General features: G+C 33.4%; 13 protein-coding genes. 9 read left to right on the top strand and 4 right to left on the bottom strand.

Features of this window, described 5'->3' with window-relative positions; genetic code table 11:
• Positions 1-394: 394 nt before the first annotated feature.
• Positions 395-943: an isochorismatase family protein gene (locus LPB88_RS20955; RefSeq protein WP_230717612.1), complete on the top strand. Its 549-nt coding sequence runs from the start codon at positions 395-397 to the stop codon at positions 941-943.
• 355 nt (positions 944-1,298) lie between these two features.
• Here LPB88_RS20955 and LPB88_RS20950 read toward each other — a convergent pair whose 3' ends face one another.
• Positions 1,299-1,946 carry a GNAT family N-acetyltransferase gene (locus LPB88_RS20950; protein ID WP_230717611.1) on the bottom strand — a complete coding sequence of 216 codons (648 nt, stop codon included), beginning with the start codon at positions 1,944-1,946 and terminating at the stop codon, positions 1,299-1,301.
• Positions 1,947-2,206: 260 nt separating this feature from the next.
• On the opposite strand from LPB88_RS20950, the gene LPB88_RS20945 reads away from it, so the two are divergent.
• The 3 genes from LPB88_RS20945 to LPB88_RS20935 are packed head-to-tail and all read left to right on the top strand — an operon-like array spanning position 2,207 to position 3,746.
• Entirely contained in the window at positions 2,207-2,833 is a 627-nt protein-coding gene (locus LPB88_RS20945; RefSeq protein ID WP_230717610.1) for a TetR/AcrR family transcriptional regulator, read from the top strand.
• Positions 2,834-2,893: 60 nt separating this feature from the next.
• The gene (locus tag LPB88_RS20940; protein WP_230717609.1) at positions 2,894-3,385 is read left to right on the top strand and encodes a thioesterase family protein; all 492 of its coding nucleotides are present in this window, start codon (positions 2,894-2,896) and stop codon (positions 3,383-3,385) included.
• Positions 3,378-3,746, top strand: a complete 369-nt coding sequence (locus LPB88_RS20935) for a nuclear transport factor 2 family protein (protein WP_230717608.1) — start codon at positions 3,378-3,380, stop codon at positions 3,744-3,746. The genes LPB88_RS20940 and LPB88_RS20935 overlap by 8 nt, the downstream gene beginning before the upstream one ends.
• Before the next feature lie 99 nt (positions 3,747-3,845).
• On the opposite strand, the gene LPB88_RS20930 is transcribed toward LPB88_RS20935, so the two are convergent.
• Both LPB88_RS20930 and LPB88_RS20925 read right to left on the bottom strand, forming a co-directional pair.
• Positions 3,846-5,939 carry a M56 family metallopeptidase gene (locus LPB88_RS20930; protein WP_230717607.1) on the bottom strand — a complete coding sequence of 698 codons (2,094 nt, stop codon included), beginning with the start codon at positions 5,937-5,939 and terminating at the stop codon, positions 3,846-3,848.
• Positions 5,936-6,298 (bottom strand): BlaI/MecI/CopY family transcriptional regulator, encoded by a 363-nt coding sequence (locus LPB88_RS20925; RefSeq protein WP_089351129.1) that lies wholly within the window; start codon positions 6,296-6,298, stop codon positions 5,936-5,938. The genes LPB88_RS20930 and LPB88_RS20925 overlap by 4 nt, the downstream gene beginning before the upstream one ends.
• 266 nt (positions 6,299-6,564) lie before the next feature.
• Here LPB88_RS20925 and LPB88_RS20920 point away from each other — a divergent pair, with 266 nt between their 5' ends.
• Positions 6,565-7,122 carry a GNAT family N-acetyltransferase gene (locus LPB88_RS20920; protein ID WP_230717606.1) on the top strand — a complete coding sequence of 186 codons (558 nt, stop codon included), beginning with the start codon at positions 6,565-6,567 and terminating at the stop codon, positions 7,120-7,122.
• 95 nt (positions 7,123-7,217) lie between these two features.
• A complete protein-coding gene (locus tag LPB88_RS20915) occupies positions 7,218-8,144 on the top strand; it encodes a phytanoyl-CoA dioxygenase family protein (protein ID WP_230717605.1) in 927 nt (308 codons plus the stop codon).
• A 3-nt stretch (positions 8,145-8,147) separates the two neighbouring features.
• Here LPB88_RS20915 and LPB88_RS20910 read toward each other — a convergent pair whose 3' ends face one another.
• Positions 8,148-9,347 carry an MFS transporter gene (locus tag LPB88_RS20910; protein WP_230717604.1) on the bottom strand — a complete coding sequence of 400 codons (1,200 nt, stop codon included), beginning with the start codon at positions 9,345-9,347 and terminating at the stop codon, positions 8,148-8,150.
• Positions 9,348-9,623: 276 nt separating this feature from the next.
• On the opposite strand from LPB88_RS20910, the gene LPB88_RS20905 reads away from it, so the two are divergent.
• The 3 genes from LPB88_RS20905 to LPB88_RS20895 form a co-directional block, all read left to right on the top strand.
• Positions 9,624-10,361 (top strand): hypothetical protein, encoded by a 738-nt coding sequence (locus LPB88_RS20905; protein ID WP_230717603.1) that lies wholly within the window; start codon positions 9,624-9,626, stop codon positions 10,359-10,361.
• A gap of 441 nt (positions 10,362-10,802) precedes the next feature.
• Positions 10,803-12,344, top strand: coding sequence for a hypothetical protein (locus LPB88_RS20900; RefSeq protein ID WP_230717602.1), 1,542 nt, complete (start codon positions 10,803-10,805; stop codon positions 12,342-12,344).
• Between the two features lie 857 nt (positions 12,345-13,201).
• Positions 13,202-15,874, top strand: a 2,673-nt coding sequence (locus LPB88_RS20895) for a PKD domain-containing protein (RefSeq protein WP_230717601.1), incomplete at its 3' end; no start/stop codon positions are given.

The raw sequence follows: 15,874 nt of genomic DNA, 5'->3' as shown, positions 1-15,874 counted from the left end.
ATAAAGTATGGTCAATTACGATTTAATACTATTAAGTTCTAATTACTACTCTGATATTCTTAGAATAAATCAGCGTAATTATGCACTTAATTTTGCGATCTCGAAAAACTCAAAGCAATCATTAAGCCAAACTCACAACATGGTAATTTACAATTATCTACAACAATAAACATGTTTTATTTATCGCTACATTTCGCTAATTTTTATTAACTTTTGTGATATATAACAAAAACTAGCTTTTCGTAAAAAGGCCCAAAAATTAATGCCAACTCACTGTAAATATCAATTAACAAATTGACTTGTTTCTTTGAGCAAAGCAATTCCCTTTTTTAGTAAATTTGAATGTATTGTCGATTATCAAATTCTAGAATTGTGTCACCTAAAATGAGAACTTATGAAGATTTTACCATCAAATTCTACATTACTTGTCATAGATGTTCAAGAAAGGCTGCTGCCGAAGATTCATGAAAATGAAGAGGTTATGAAAAGCGTTATCTGGACAATTGATTTGGCCAAATTAATTGGTATTCCAATACTTTTAACCGAACATTGTCCGGAGAAAATTGGAACCACACCAATTATAATCAGAGAAAAATTTGAAGAAACTGAAATTGTAACAAAGACTTATTTTTCGGCAGTTCGTGAAGGAAATCTTCTGGAGAATATTCAAAAAGGAAGAAAGCAGATTGTTATAGCCGGAACCGAAGCTCATATTTGTGTACAACAAACGGTTTTAGATCTTTTAGAACTGGATTATGAGGTTTTTATACTTGATTCAGTCGTTGGAACCCGAAATCCAACAGACAAAGAAAGAGCGCTACAAAGAATGCAACAAAATGGCGCCGAAATAATTACACGCGATATGCTGGCTTTTGAATGGCTGGAAAAAGCAGAAACAGAACTTTTTAAAATTGTGCTTAATAAATTTATTAAGAATACTTAAATCTGTGTAATCCCTGCGGGCAATGTCATTAAGTTAAGATATTTTAGATTGTGTTCCATCGGAACACCTCATCGGTAGAAAAAAAATGCATCGTGAGAAACATCGTCCCATTGGGACGCTTGAGAAATTGTATATCTAATCTGTATTTGTTTTTACCAATATTATTTATAAAATCAAACGTTCCTATGGAACGTAAAAAAACGCCGTATTTATTGGGCTACTACCGATGAAATGTTCCGATGGAACAGAAACAAAGCGATGAGATATTCTCTTTAACAAATTGCTCCATTGGATTTTTTCTTAACTTAATGACAATGCCCGTAGGGAATACACTTTACAAATTAATACAAATCACTTACGCATTCTTCGGATTATATAACATTGCTGTACACAAACAGTTTTTTCTGTCTTTGCTCATTAAAATAGGACAATTGATACAAGACTTACAGCTCTCCCAGAAAACCTCATCCTTTGTTAGTTCTGAATAAGTAACGGGTTCAAAACCAAGTTCGTGGTTCATTTTCATCACTGCCAATCCTGTAGTCAAACTGAATATACTCGCCTCGGGATATTTTTGACAGCTCAGTTCGAAAATTTTTCTTTTAATTTTTTTTGCAAGACCTGTATGTCTGAATTGAGGCGCGACTATCAATCCGGAATTAGAAACATATTTACCATTTTCCCACGAAGAAATAAAAGAGAAACCTGCCCATGTTCCGTCTGATGCAAAAGCAATTATGGCTTCTCCATTTTTCATTTTTAATTCGAGTGATTCAGCAGAACGTCCCGAAATACCAGTTCCCCGCGCTATAGCAGAAGATAATGTGACGTCGCAAATTTCTTTTACCCAAAAAAAATGATTGACGTTAGCGACCTCAATCGTAAAATCGAGTAATTCTTCGGAAATTTCACATTTTTGTTCTAATGATATTTTGTTCGAGAATGGGTCAGGCAAAGGAAAATCTTTGTCTGAAAAATCTATAATAGAATGTTCGGTTTTCATAATTGATTATTGGAAATACAAAACACAATATTCAAACGACATACCACAACTGTTATTCTACTCAAGTAACAAGTGTAATAGCCTGTTTATATTATACTTACAATACAATCGAGATATTTATTACATACCTATATACATATCAAAATGATACGATTTTATCATTTTGATATCCACACTCTTCCATATTAATTAGCCTAAGTAATAATTTCTTCTAATTTTTAAAATATTAAGTAAAATTTCTCAAATACCGATCGGTATTTATGTTTATATTTGTTATGATTTTAATTATTTCAAACAGAAAAATCATGAATACTTCTGAATTCATACTGGATAAAGTAGCCCCTATTTTCAATAAACAGGGATACATTGGCACTAGTCTAACCGATATAACAAAAGCAACCGGTCTCACAAAAGGGGCTATTTATTGCAATTTTTCTAATAAGGAGGATTTAGCATTACAATCATTTCAACTCAATATAAGTCTGGCAATAACGCCTTTATTCAAAATTGTTGCCACTAAAGAAGGTTCTCTAAATAAGTTATATGCCATAACAAACTATCAGCGCAGTTATTATGATTTAGTCAAAGACAGAGGTGGATGTCCTATGTTACGAGTTGGAGTTGATACCAAATTTATCAATCCGTTATTATTCGAAGCGGCACAAAATTTATCTCAAAAATTTACTTTGGGTTTAACTAATATTATTACGGATGGTATTATGAATAATGAAATTCAACCCAATACTGATCCTGTTAAATACGCAAAAACAATATTGTCGCTTATCGAAGGAAGTTCGCTTCTGGCATTTACCCATAATGACCAATCTTATATAGATAGTGCGATGGACTTTATAGACAGTACACTAATAGAAAGCATCAGGAAGTAGAAAGAAAAATTTTTTAACCTATCAAATACCGATCGGTATTTGATGTAATTTATTATCAAAATGGAAAAAGTATTAAAAACAAAAAGAAAAGTAAGATTTCAGGATTGTGATCCTTTTAATCATTTAAACAACTCCAAGTATTTAGAATACTTCCTTAATACACGTGAGGATCAAATTGCGGAACATTACGATCTTGATGTGTTTAAATATATGCACGCAACAGGACTTAGTTGGGTTGTTGCCTCTAATCAAATCAGTTATATAAAACCAGCCTTTACAATGGAAACCGTATTAATTGAGTCGCAATTGATTCAATATACCGATAATCTTCTGCTGGTAGAAATGAAAATGTGGAATGAAAACGAAACAGAATTAAAGGCTATTCTATGGATAAAGTTTATTCCATATAACGTTCAGACCAAAAAAGCAGCAAATCATTCTGATGATTTAATGAAACTATTTCAATCGGTTGTCGTGCCGGTCGATCAATCTATTTTTGAACATAGATATATAGCAACTATTCAAAATCTAAAAGCCAGAACTCATGCCTAAATTAGAAACAATAGAACAATTTATCGCAATGGTCGAATCCAACGAGCACGATAAAGCAATCGAAAAATTTTATACTATTGATGCTTCAATGCAAGAAAATCAATCTGAACCTAGAGTTGGTCGGGATTTTCTTATTGCTAACGAAAAAAATACGCTGGCAAAAGTCAAATCATTAGTATCCAAATGCATTCGCCCTTATTTTATCAATGAAGATTATGTTGTTATTCAGTGGTATTTCCGTTTTGAGTGGAAAGATGGACGCATTTCTGAAATTGAAGAAATTGCCTATCAAAACTGGGAAGGTGAACTTATAAAGAAAGAAAAGTTTTTTTATGACCCGAAGCAGTTTGCGGGGATATAATTGTATTTTTTTGATTTAAATAATTAGGAATAAAAAAGCCCATTCCTTTTCGGTTTGGGCTTTTTTTAGTCTTACAACTCGGATTATTTCAGGTTGTGATTAATTACCAAGAACAGCTTTTAATTCGATATACTTTTCTATGTTTTTAAAATCGTGTCCTTTACCTCTCATTGATTTGATGAAAGATGGTGTAGTTCCCGTTGCTTTAGCTCCAATAATATCGTCTATTGCTAAATCATTAAAACCAAGTTCTTTGTATTGTTGCATTAAATCCGGTGTAATGTTTTGTGATTTCAAGGCAACCAAATCGCTTGCGCTAATATTTTTATATCCTGCTTTTTGAAACTCGGTTACATATTCAGGTGTTACATTTAGAGATTTCATTGCGATAAAATCGTCTACCTGAATATCTTTATATCCCGCTTTTTGAAAACCACTTATATATTCAGGAGTTACATTTAGGGATTTCATAGCAATCAAATCACTGTTTGAAATGTTATTGTAGCCTAATTTTTTGAAAGAATTAATAAATTCCTGATCAACATTCAAAGACTTAAAAGCAATGATATCGTCATCATCATCAGAATCTTTATTGTTATCTGTCTTGTCTCCTTTAGTAGAATTGCGAACATCAGTAATATATTTTCCATCAATACCCTGAGATTTCAACGCTATAAGTTTACCCGGACTAACATCTTTATAACCTGCTTTGCGTATTTCTTCGATAAAAGCTTTGTCTATACCTAATGATTTAAAAGGAACCAGATTGTCTAAATCAATATCCGGAATCGCTTGTTTGATAGAGGTAATATAAGCCTCATTTATATCTAAGGCAGCAAGAGGAATCAGCTGGTCTTTGTCAATATCAGTATAACCGTTTTTCTTCAGCATTTGCACATAAGAAACTTTGATATTGATCATAAAGAAAACAATAAGATCAATGTCTTTTTTAACCACAACTCCTTCTTTTAACATTGCTGCGCTATAAGCTGCATTAGGTATAAATTTATAGGTTCCCATACCTTTATCACCTTCAAATTTTCCGTTAAAAGACATTGTTCCCGCTTCACGCTCTAGCGTAAATGTACCTTGCTTATCTCTTGGAATATTTGCCAGTTCGCTTAATTGAAAAGTACTTGAAGAATTGTCCCTTTCATTATTTTTGAAGTGAATCTCTACAGTATTGCCTTTGATTGTGGCAAACCAGTCCCCTTCTGTTTTCATTTCGCTTTTAATATCCAGGTTCTCTTTTGGCTCTTCGTTAGAACTAAGAGTTTGACTTTGCGCTGCCGGTTGATTAAAAAGGCAGGCAAACAACACCAATAATGGCAATAGGAAAAAATATTTCCAAGTGGTATGCACGTTTGATTTTTTTGAGTTCATCATGATGATTCGTTTTTTTAATAATGATTGATTATAGTTGGTTGTAAGACTCAAAGGGAATTGGGGCGCAGCTACTTTTAGTAAACTAAACTGGTAGCTTTCTTTTTCGACATTATCCTGTTGTAACATTTGATCGTCTGTCAAAAATTCAAGGTTAATTTCTAAAGCTTTTCTCCATTGCCAGGCAAACGGATTGAACCATTGAAAAATAAGAACCATCTCAGCAAGCAGAAGGTCTATAGTATGTTTTTGCTCGATATGAATTTTTTCATGCAGCAAAATTTGATTATACGTTTCCCACTCATATTTCTCCGGATTGATAAAAATATTATTAGCAAATGAACACGGAGCTTTATCGTCTGTTATTTCGATAATACGGAATTTTCCGTCCTGAATAACTGATTTTGAATAGGCCCTGTAAAGCAATAAAACTACTTGCATCAAAAAGTTAAGAGCAAAAACTATTACGCCAAACCAATACAAATAAACCAGCCATTGAACCGCAGATTCAAGATTAAAAGTTTCATTGGTTTGTTCAACAATTGTTGGCTCAACGGCTTGAACTTTAGATTGTACAGGTTCAATTTTACTAACCGGAATTTTAGCAGCCTCAACAGGTTTTTCTACAGCTGCCTTTCTTAATGATAATTGCTGAGGAATTGGAACCAATGGCAAAATAAAAGCCAGTATCATACAAGATAACAAAATATATCTGTTGAGATGAAAGAATGTCTCTTTTTGCAGAAGCAGTTTATAAAATACGAAACATGCTGCAAGAATAAGCGCTGTATATAAGATATAAGGTATCATACTTTTCCTTTTTTAATGATATCAACTATTTCATCCAAATCATTTTCTGTAAGCTTTTGCTCTTTTGCAAAAAAAGCAAGCATTCGTGGGTACGAATTATCAAAATACTGGCTAACAATATCCTTCAAGGCAAATTGTTGGTATTCTTCTCTACTGATTATCGGAAAAAAACAATGCATATTCCCTGCCGTTTCACTATTCAGGAATCCTTTGTCTTTTAGAATCTTTACTATTGTTGCCACACTGTTGTAATGTGGTTTTGGATCTGGCAACAATGGGATTATATCTCTTATAAAGGCTTTGTCTAAATCCCAAAACACTTGCATGATTTGTTCTTCTCGTTTGGCTAATTTTATCATGGTTAAATCTTTTTACGAAGATACTACTAATTAGTTAGTAGACAAACTAATTAGTTAGTATTTTTACTAATCAATTAGTAAATCAATACTAACAAACTGATTTTCAATGAAAAATAAGTTAAATTCTGTCAATAATTCTTTTTAGGTTTATTATATTATGAAATATGGCAAGTATCTGTTATTTATTATTTAATTTTCCTATCCTAAAACAAATCGAATGATTGAGTTTTTTAGTCGAATAATTGTAATGCAAATAAATTTAAAGAATGGTATTAGATTTTAAAAATTTCCCACAACTCCAAACAGATCGGTTAATATTGCGAAACATTGAAAATACTGATGCCAATTTGATCCATAAACTACATTCTGATGAAATTGTAAACGCATTTGTTGGAAGAGATAATTCATCAACTTTACAAAAAGCACAAGATTACATCATCAAAATGCAAAATTTAAGGGAACAAAATGAATGCATTTATTGGGTCATAAACCTAAAAGAAAGCAATGATCTGATTGGTTCTATTTGTTTGTGGAATTTTGATCTTGAAAATGAAATTGTTGAAATTGGCTATGAAATGCTGAGTGAATTTCAAGGTAAAGGAATAATGGGCGAAGCTATTAAAAAAGTCATAGAATATGCGTTTGAAGAAATACAAGCAAAAATAATTACGGCATTTCCATCCTCTGACAATATCAATTCTGTAGCAATGCTTAAGAAAATGAATTTTGAATTTGAAGATAAAAATTACAATAATACGCATGAAAAAGTAAAAAATCTGGTGACTTATACTTTAAGAAATAATAAAGAGCAGAACCATTTTTAATACTTTATTCGAATCCTAAATCAGGTATTTATACTTTAAACAGAAAACCGTAAATGATTTATTTTTGAATTAACTGATTCTTAAAATCTATTTAAATGGGAGAACCTCTAATTATTCTTGAAAAACTCTGGAACCGTGCTTTGTATCCTTCCAATATTTCTTCTGGGGAAACTACCCAAACCTGGAATGAAGAAATAAAAGCTTTGTATCAATTGGGTATTGGTATGGAAGATACACTACAGTTTCTATATTTTGAGAAACCCGATTTTGAAACTTTCAAAACCTGGATTAATAATAAAAAGAAAATAGAAAATACCGAATCCCACGATTTTACAGCTAATGTTCTCTCAGAGGAAGATCTTCAATTTTGGGATAAAAATGGTTATGTTATTATAAAAAATGCTGTCTCGAAAAAAGACTGCGAAGATACTCAACAAGCTATTTGGGAGTATTTAAAAATGGATCCCAACAAAAAAGAAACGTGGTACAACAGACATCCGGATCAAAAAGGATTAATGCTTAATTTTTCGGATCATGAAACCTTAAATAAAAACAGATTTTCTCCAAGAATAAAAAAAGCTTATGAACAGCTTTACAACACTGATAAAATATACAAAACTATTGACAAAGTAAGTTTTAACCCGCCTGAAACTGATAATTTTATTTTTTTAGGAAGTCCGCTTCATTGGGATACCAGTTTAAAACAGCCTATAAAATTTGGACTTCAGGGACTACTCTATCTCACGGATTGTGGCGTTAACGACGGCGCATTTCATTGCGTTCCGGGATTTCATAACCAAATTAATCAATGGCTTGATAGTCTTAAGTCAAATGAAAACCCCAGAGATAAAGCTATTGCTACATTACAGCCAAAAGCTATTACTGGTAATACCGGCGATTTTATAATCTGGAACAATACATTACCACATTGCGCTACACCAAACAGAGGAAAAACTCCAAGAATGGTTCAATACCTTACCTATTTACCAAATGATTATAATACTGCGGGAGAATGGATCTAAAATCTAAGACTCAGAATCAATCACGTTTTTTTCACCTTTTCGCAAACGCATCGCAACATAACCTAAGGCCAGGAAAACCATTACGGCACTGGCGTACATAAGCATCGGTATTTTTGCAATCACATCCTGATACATCCAGCCTGCTATAAGTGCGCCAAGACCAATTCCGGCTTCAAGTGCAATGTACATCGTTGCCATGGCTTTACCGCGATGATCAGCGAAACTCATATCAACCGTCCATGCATTTAAAGCTGGCGAAACAATTCCGGTAGAAACTCCATAAAGCGCTGCACCTACTAAAAGTCCGCTAATTGAGGTAGAGAATCCAACAATAATTAGCGATATAATCAAAAAGAATAATCCAATTGCGATTATATGCAAACGACCATATTTGTCAGAGGCTTTTCCGGCTCCAAAACGAATCATTACCGAAGTAATTGTAAAAACCATAAAAAACAAACCTTTATTGGTAATGCCTAAATACTGACTCCAATCTGGAATTAAGGTCAAAATCACGCCATAAGCCATATAAGACAGAAACGTTACAATCGCAGCTGGTAAAACTTCTATAGCAATAATATCTTTTCTTGAAATCTTTAAAATACGCAGACTAAAACGCTGTTTGTATTTTAAAGTTTCCTTCATATTCATTAAAATTACAATAGACATAAGAGCAAAAACCGAAGATGCATAAAAAAGCATGTTCATAGAAGAATATATTTTGATCGTACTTCCAATGGCAGGTCCCAAAGCCATTCCTATAGAAAAGCAAAGTCCGTGCAAGCCCAAAGCTTCTCCCCAACGTTCTCTTGGAACAATATCTGCCACGTAAGCTGCCGTTGCTGTAGGTTTAAATCCTGTAGAAAATCCATGAATCAATCGCAAGAATAAAAACCCGGAAACTGTTCCTAAAACAGGATAAAGAATACCACAAACAAAACAAACAATTGATCCTACCGCCATAACGGGAACTCTTCCTAAAGTGTCCGTCAAACGACCGCTAAAAGGCCTTGAAATCCCAGCTGTTAAGGTAAAAAGTGCAACAATCAATCCTTTATACTCTGCCCCGCCCATCTTACTCAAATATTCAGGAAGTTCTGGAATTAACATATTAAAACTGGCAGAAAAAAGCAACGAACTTAAACAGACTAATCCAAATTGAAGATTATAGATTGGATGAATGGCTTTGACAGAGGGATTCATGAGGTAATTTTAGAAGCGCAAAGATAACGAAAACTCTATCTTCAAACTAACACAAAAAAAGAAGAAAAACGTTCTTAAAAAACTTTTGATTAGATTCAATTGTGTCAAAACTTCGGAATAAACCAACAAATTTAATTATAAATGTTTTCTAAAATTTACCTTTTTATGGAGCTGTTTAAAAAGTTTAAAATATATTTACACTTTTGGTTGACAAAATAACGTTATGTAAATAGCGTTTTTTTATAGCAGTAAGCCAATAAATTTTAAGCAGTCAAGATGGAGAAACATACCATATCAGTAGCATCATTACCTTTGAGTGATAATCCAATACCGAATAACCAAATAAAGAAAGTCGATTTATTACCTGATCAGGAATCGCAGTTAAATTCTATAGAAATGAAGGAAAAACCTCTTATGGATTCCAGTATTCCGTTTAGAGATTTGACCGATACTGCCAGTAAAAAAGAAAGTATTCACAAACTTATTGCAAAATTAGATGTTGAAACGAGTCTTCGATATCAAAGAACGGTTGAAGATACGTATTGCAATGTCTATTCTTATGATTACTGCTATTTCTCTAAAGTATATTTACCAACGGTTTGGTGGACAGATGAATCTCTTGAAAAAGTATTGAAGGGCGAAGAAGTTGAACCTGTTTTTGAGCAAACTGTTGATCGCATTTACTCCAGCGCTATACACGATTGGTTTTTAGAATGGGGAGCCAGTTTTGGATGGAAAAGAATGTTTACTGTTGATGAAATTCAGAATAAAGTAAACGCTGATGGCGGAATTGGAATCATTTGTGCCAAAAGAAGAGAAAAAGGACTTTCCGGACATATTGTTCCTGTCGTTCCTGAAACGGATTTGCATAAAGCGTATCGCGAAAATGACGAAGTAGTATATCCGCTACAATCGCAAGCAGGAAAATTGAATTATAATTACTTTTCAGAAGTTAGAAAAGACTGGTGGAATGATGAGTTATATTCCTCTCACGTCTTCTATTACCATGAATAAATAAAAACAATTCCTAAAATTGTTTAAACCCTTAAAAACTTTATTGATTTTCAATGCATTAAGCATTTGTAAATGACATAATAAAAACATACTTTTGCAACTTGGAAAAAACAGGAATAGTAAAAGTTGTCATTCGGCTATTCATCTTCTTAAATTATTGATATAAAAGTAATTACAATCAATAGTAATTTTATAACCTACTTATAAAATTCTACTGGTTTATCAATCATTCAGTCGATACAAGTGCAAAATTTCTGAAACTAATATAAATTCATACAATTTTAAAAGTAAATCAAGACTTTTTTAATGGATGCAACCAATTATGCTTTATCCGTTAAAAGATTTCTTGCCCCTGATTGTTAACAAATTAGTTTCGTGTTTCCGAGCAAAAACAATGATTTCAAAAAATTAAATTAACCATAAAAAAGACAATTAGTATAAATGAAAGACAATCAGACACAAAAATATTATTGGGGAATAGGATTAGAAAACGAAACCTACATGCAATTTGAAGAATCCCTAATAGTCTCTGGTGAGTTTATACAAGAAAAAATTGGCTTTGAAAAATATAGCATTGACTATAGAAAATGCTACAAACCAGAGAGTTTAACCTCTGTTTTGAAAAAAGCTTTTGGCATTAACGAAAACTACACTGTGAGCCGAATGATGAACAGTCATTCGCTTGAAAAACTAGATATAAACTATCAGCACAAAACACTATCACCCGTTAAACCATTAATTGATACCGAAACTGGCGAAGTAACGGCACAACCTATTGAAAATCCTGATTATCTTGGAAAATCTATTATGGAACTTTTCCTTGAAGATCAACCGTACAATATTCAAAGTATGATTACCCAAAGAAACAAAACAATGGGTTCTGTACATTTTGATGGTGATTCTATCGAATTTGTAACTAAATATTTTGAAAACAGAACAATAGTCGATTCTTGCAAAGAACTGAAAGCTACTAAAAAATTGTTCCTGGATAAAATCAATGAATCGGCTGTTTTAGACGGAAAATTAAGTTTTCCGGATTATAATAATGGTCTGAATATGTTCATGACCAATCAGGAAAATCTTGTTTTGTTTAATAACGGAACGTACCATTTTCATATTACTTTACCGTCATTGACTGAAGACAGCAGGATTATCGATTATAATGAGTTTAATAAAACACATAGCAATGCGATTTATTTGCTGCAATGGTTTGAACCTTTCTTTATCGCAACTCTTGGAAGCCCGGATATTATGGGAGTGATAAGTGATAAATACAGTTTAGACAAAAAGTTTACTCTGGGCTCTATGAGAAATGCTATGTCTCGTTACATAGGCGTGGGAACATACAATACTGCAATGCCAAAAGGTAAAATTTTGACTTATAAAGTTGATGATTTTAGAAAGTTACTAAAGTTTGAAAAAGAAGAAAACATTTGGTGGCGAGATCAGATTGAAGCTGACATGGAATATGAAATGCTTTCGGAATTGGGTCTTGATTTCAATCAGGAAAAAATGTACCAAAGTGGTTTTGAATTCAGAAGTTTTGATGAGTTTCCGGCAGAATACTTAAATGATGTACTTTTTTCTATCATTTTAATTTGCGAGCATTCTTTAAATTTACCTGATGTTCAATGGGGACATGACAGCGTGGCTTGGAATAATTTGGTTTTTAAAACCTTAAAAATGGGTTATTTAACTGAAATTAATGAAGAGGAAAAGAAAGAAGTTTTAGATTTATTACAAATACTAAATCCGGCAGATTCTAATTATGACACACTAAAATCAGAGTTTGAAGCTATCGTAATGCTTGATGAATTTTTCTTTAAAATTCTAGCTGTTTTACACGATAAGTACAAAGACAACAATGTTTGTCTGGATGCTATGTGCGGACAAAAAACAAGTTTCCCTCCAAAATGGGATAACTTTAATAAATACCAAACAGAAAGACATTTGAAACAAATTGGTGCTTTCTGCGAGAATTAAAATTCTTATGATGCCCTATTCTGCATCTCTTTGACTTTTAATATTCATTTTATAAAAATTTGCTTGACCTGTTCGCTATCGCTCAGGTGAGCAGATTTTTTTTTAGCATTTATTTTTTACTTTCTCACTATTAAAAGATTAAAAAGCAAGGCTTCATTTTTCTTAATCTCTTAATGGTTCAATAGAATATTTTTTAAATAGAAAAACTTCTTTCCTACTAAATTATAATGAGGGATTTTAAAGAATAGTTTTCTTTTTGCTTCAAATTAAAACCTCAATTGAGTATTTCGCAAAAAACCCTACTTCATAAATCTTCTGAAATTTTACAAAAAGAGGTTTGTAAATTGTCCAATAAAACAAAAATCAAACATCTTTTATCTTCAAAATCATTAAAATTCTCCTTAATTAAAGTGAAATTAAGCGAATTTTTGGTACGTAAAATTCTACTCTCAATTCTTTAAATTGTATTTAATCTATGATATTTGCTCTTTGTCGATATTTTAAAATAAGCACTTAATTATCTGATTATCAATAAACTAAATCGTTTCAATGTATTTATTTCTCAAAACACTTTCCTTCCAAAAAAAATCAAATTTTTGAAATATGAGATTTTTTAGCCCATTCTATTTGAAAAAAACTTCAATTCAACGAGTTTTTAAGTAATTCAAAGAGAAAAGAAATCAAATCTAACTAAAGGATATAATTTTGATATCGTAATTAATATGTTAATTTTTTAAGATAACAACAATATTGATTTCAGGTCATTTTCGCCCGATACTTTTTAGTCAAACAAAAACTGATTAAAAAAAATATAAAATTCTCATAATAATAGTACTAAAGTTTAAAAAATAGAGATTATGAAAAACATTACTTCTTTTTTTAAAAATATTAATATTAAAAGCGTTTTTATAACGTTGGTTCTAATATTTAATATCAATTTTTCATATTCACAAGTAGATTTAAGAACCTGTGGATATGCTTGTACATCGAACAACTACACCTTAACGGATGTATATTTGAGTCTTTCTGCTGCAAATGGAGACCCTATAACTAATACGACCTGTACTATTGGACAAGTACAGCAAGTATACATTTATCTTAACTATTCTTCAAATTCAAATTCCAGTATTCACTTTGCAAGATTAAATACAGATTTAATTATAAATGGAGTACCAACATTTTTAAATGTTCTTTTGGGAACTATTGTTCCCGGAAGTAACAAAAAGTTAATATATGGTCCTTTTAATTGGACTTGTGGAGATGAATTAGTTCTTTCTAATTCTATAATCGCCTGGAAAACGAGCCCTAACAATGATCCCGGGTCGAATTACAATTGTGGCAGCTACTCCAACTCTCAATGTGATTTTACAAATTCATTTGTTATTTCTAAACCTTTGGCTGTTCAATTTACATACAAAGCGTGTAAAGTGGGAACAAATACAACAGTTGCGTTTACTTCAACAACAAATGGAGGATTAACTCCATATACCTTTGCTTGGGATTTTAGAAACGATGGCGGAGCACCAGACTCCACATCGCCAAATCCTACCTTCACGTATACAACTTCGAACAATACTGCTAAGCTAACAGTTACGGATTCTCAAAACATTTCAAATTCATATATCGTACCGATAATTGAGCCTGATGAACTAATGTTAAGTGAAACTCATCCAAATGTTGGTTGCAGCGGAGGTACAACTACTATAACACTGACACCAACCGGCGGAACTCCTAATTACACTTATTTGTGGAATACCGGCGCTGTTACGAAAGATTTACCAGGTGTGGGACCAGGAACCTACACTGTTACCGTTACTGATAGTAATAACTGTACAAAACAGCTTTCAGTAACCATAACAAGTGGTGATTTAACTAATCCTGTCGTCGACCCTTTACCGGCTCCTTCAACAATTAATTGTCCTGATACTCCAATATTTGCTGTAGCAACAGCTACAGACAATAGTGGCACTGTATCTTCATTAACTTATGTTGATGTTAATACACCAGGGGCATGTGCGGGCACTTATTCTATAACAAGAACTTGGACAGCAAAAGACGCTTGTGATAACGCATCTCTTCCTGTAAGTCAAACCATAAATGTTGTAGACACTACCGCTCCAGCATGGACTACTGCACCAACCGCATTAAATGTAACATTACAATGCAGCAATACAGCCGGATTGGCAGCTGCACAAAGTCAGGCTCCTGTAGCAACAGATGCTTGCTCTGCAGTATCTTATAATAAAATAAGCGGTGGTTTTGTTGCCGGTTCTTGTGCTAATTCAGGAACTTATACCAATACCTGGGAAGCTAAAGATCTATGTTTAAACACCAGCACAACTTTTACCCAAATAATTACTATTGAAGACACTACCCCGCCAGCATGGACTACTGCACCAACTGCATTAAACGTAACACTACAATGTAGCGATACAGCCGGATTGGCAACTGCACAAAGTCAGGCTCCTGTAGCAACAGATAATTGCAACGGAACGGTAACCTATAGTAAAATCAGTGGTAGTTTTGTTGCAGGTTCTTGTATAAATTCAGGAACTTACACCAACACTTGGATAGCTAAAGATGTTTGCCTTAACGCCAGTACCACTTTTACTCAGGTAATTACTATAGAAGATACTACTCCACCAGCATGGACTACTGCAGCGACTACCTTAAATGTAACGCTAGAATGTAGCGATACAGCAGGACTAGCAACTGCACAAAGTCAGGCTCCTGTGGCAACGGATAATTGCAACGGAACAGTAACCTATACTAAAACCAGTGGTAGTTTTGTTGCAGGTTCTTGTGTAAATTCAGGAACTTACACCAATACCTGGAAAGCTAAAGACTTGTGTTTGAACACCAGCACTACCTTTACGCAAGTAATCACTATCGAAGATACTACTCCACCAGCATGGACTACTGCGGCAACTGATCTAAATGTAACACTACAATGCAGCAATGCCGCTGGATTAGCAACTGCACAAAGTCAGGCTCCCGTAGCAACAGATAATTGCAACGGAACAGTAACCTATACTAAAACCAGTGGTAGCTTTGTTGCCGGTTCTTGTGCAAATTCAGGAACTTACACCAATACCTGGAAAGCTAAAGATGTGTGTTTGAACACAAGCACCACCTTTACTCAGGTAATTACTATTGAAGATACTACCCCGCCATCATGGACTACTGCTGCAACTGCGCTAAATGTAACATTACAATGCAGTAATACAGCTGGATTGGCAACTGCACAAAGTCAGGCTCCTGTAGCAACTGATAATTGCAACGGAACAGTAACCTACACTAAAACAAGCGGTGCTTTTGTTGCCGGTTCTTGTGTAAATTCAGGAACTTATACCAATACTTGGGTAGCTAAAGATATTTGCCTTAACGCCAGTACCACTTTTACTCAGGTAATTACTATCGAAGATACTACTGCCCCAGCCTGGACAACTGCTCCAGCTGCGCTTGATGTAACGATACAATGTAGCGATACTGCAGGGCTAAATAATGCTCAAAGTCAGGCTCCGGTAGCC

The sequence above is a fragment of the Flavobacterium sp. JAS genome, assembly GCF_020991455.1.
Taxonomy (GTDB): domain Bacteria; phylum Bacteroidota; class Bacteroidia; order Flavobacteriales; family Flavobacteriaceae; genus Flavobacterium.
Note: the sequence above shows the minus strand (reverse complement) of the source record. Positions and strands in the feature narration are given on the sequence as shown.

Excerpts from the sequence above, each read along its gene's own strand:
- LPB88_RS20955 (WP_230717612.1), top strand. The coding sequence starts at position 395 with ATGAAGATTTTACCATCAAATTCTACATTACTTGTCATAGATGTTCAA.
- LPB88_RS20950 (WP_230717611.1), bottom strand. The coding sequence starts at position 1,946 with ATGAAAACCGAACATTCTATTATAGATTTTTCAGACAAAGATTTTCCT.
- LPB88_RS20945 (WP_230717610.1), top strand. The coding sequence starts at position 2,207 with ATGTTTATATTTGTTATGATTTTAATTATTTCAAACAGAAAAATCATG.
- LPB88_RS20940 (WP_230717609.1), top strand. The coding sequence starts at position 2,894 with ATGGAAAAAGTATTAAAAACAAAAAGAAAAGTAAGATTTCAGGATTGT.
- LPB88_RS20935 (WP_230717608.1), top strand. The coding sequence starts at position 3,378 with ATGCCTAAATTAGAAACAATAGAACAATTTATCGCAATGGTCGAATCC.
- LPB88_RS20930 (WP_230717607.1), bottom strand. The coding sequence starts at position 5,939 with ATGATACCTTATATCTTATATACAGCGCTTATTCTTGCAGCATGTTTC.
- LPB88_RS20925 (WP_089351129.1), bottom strand. The coding sequence starts at position 6,298 with ATGATAAAATTAGCCAAACGAGAAGAACAAATCATGCAAGTGTTTTGG.
- LPB88_RS20920 (WP_230717606.1), top strand. The coding sequence starts at position 6,565 with ATGGTATTAGATTTTAAAAATTTCCCACAACTCCAAACAGATCGGTTA.
- LPB88_RS20915 (WP_230717605.1), top strand. The coding sequence starts at position 7,218 with ATGGGAGAACCTCTAATTATTCTTGAAAAACTCTGGAACCGTGCTTTG.
- LPB88_RS20910 (WP_230717604.1), bottom strand. The coding sequence starts at position 9,347 with ATGAATCCCTCTGTCAAAGCCATTCATCCAATCTATAATCTTCAATTT.
- LPB88_RS20905 (WP_230717603.1), top strand. The coding sequence starts at position 9,624 with ATGGAGAAACATACCATATCAGTAGCATCATTACCTTTGAGTGATAAT.
- LPB88_RS20900 (WP_230717602.1), top strand. The coding sequence starts at position 10,803 with ATGAAAGACAATCAGACACAAAAATATTATTGGGGAATAGGATTAGAA.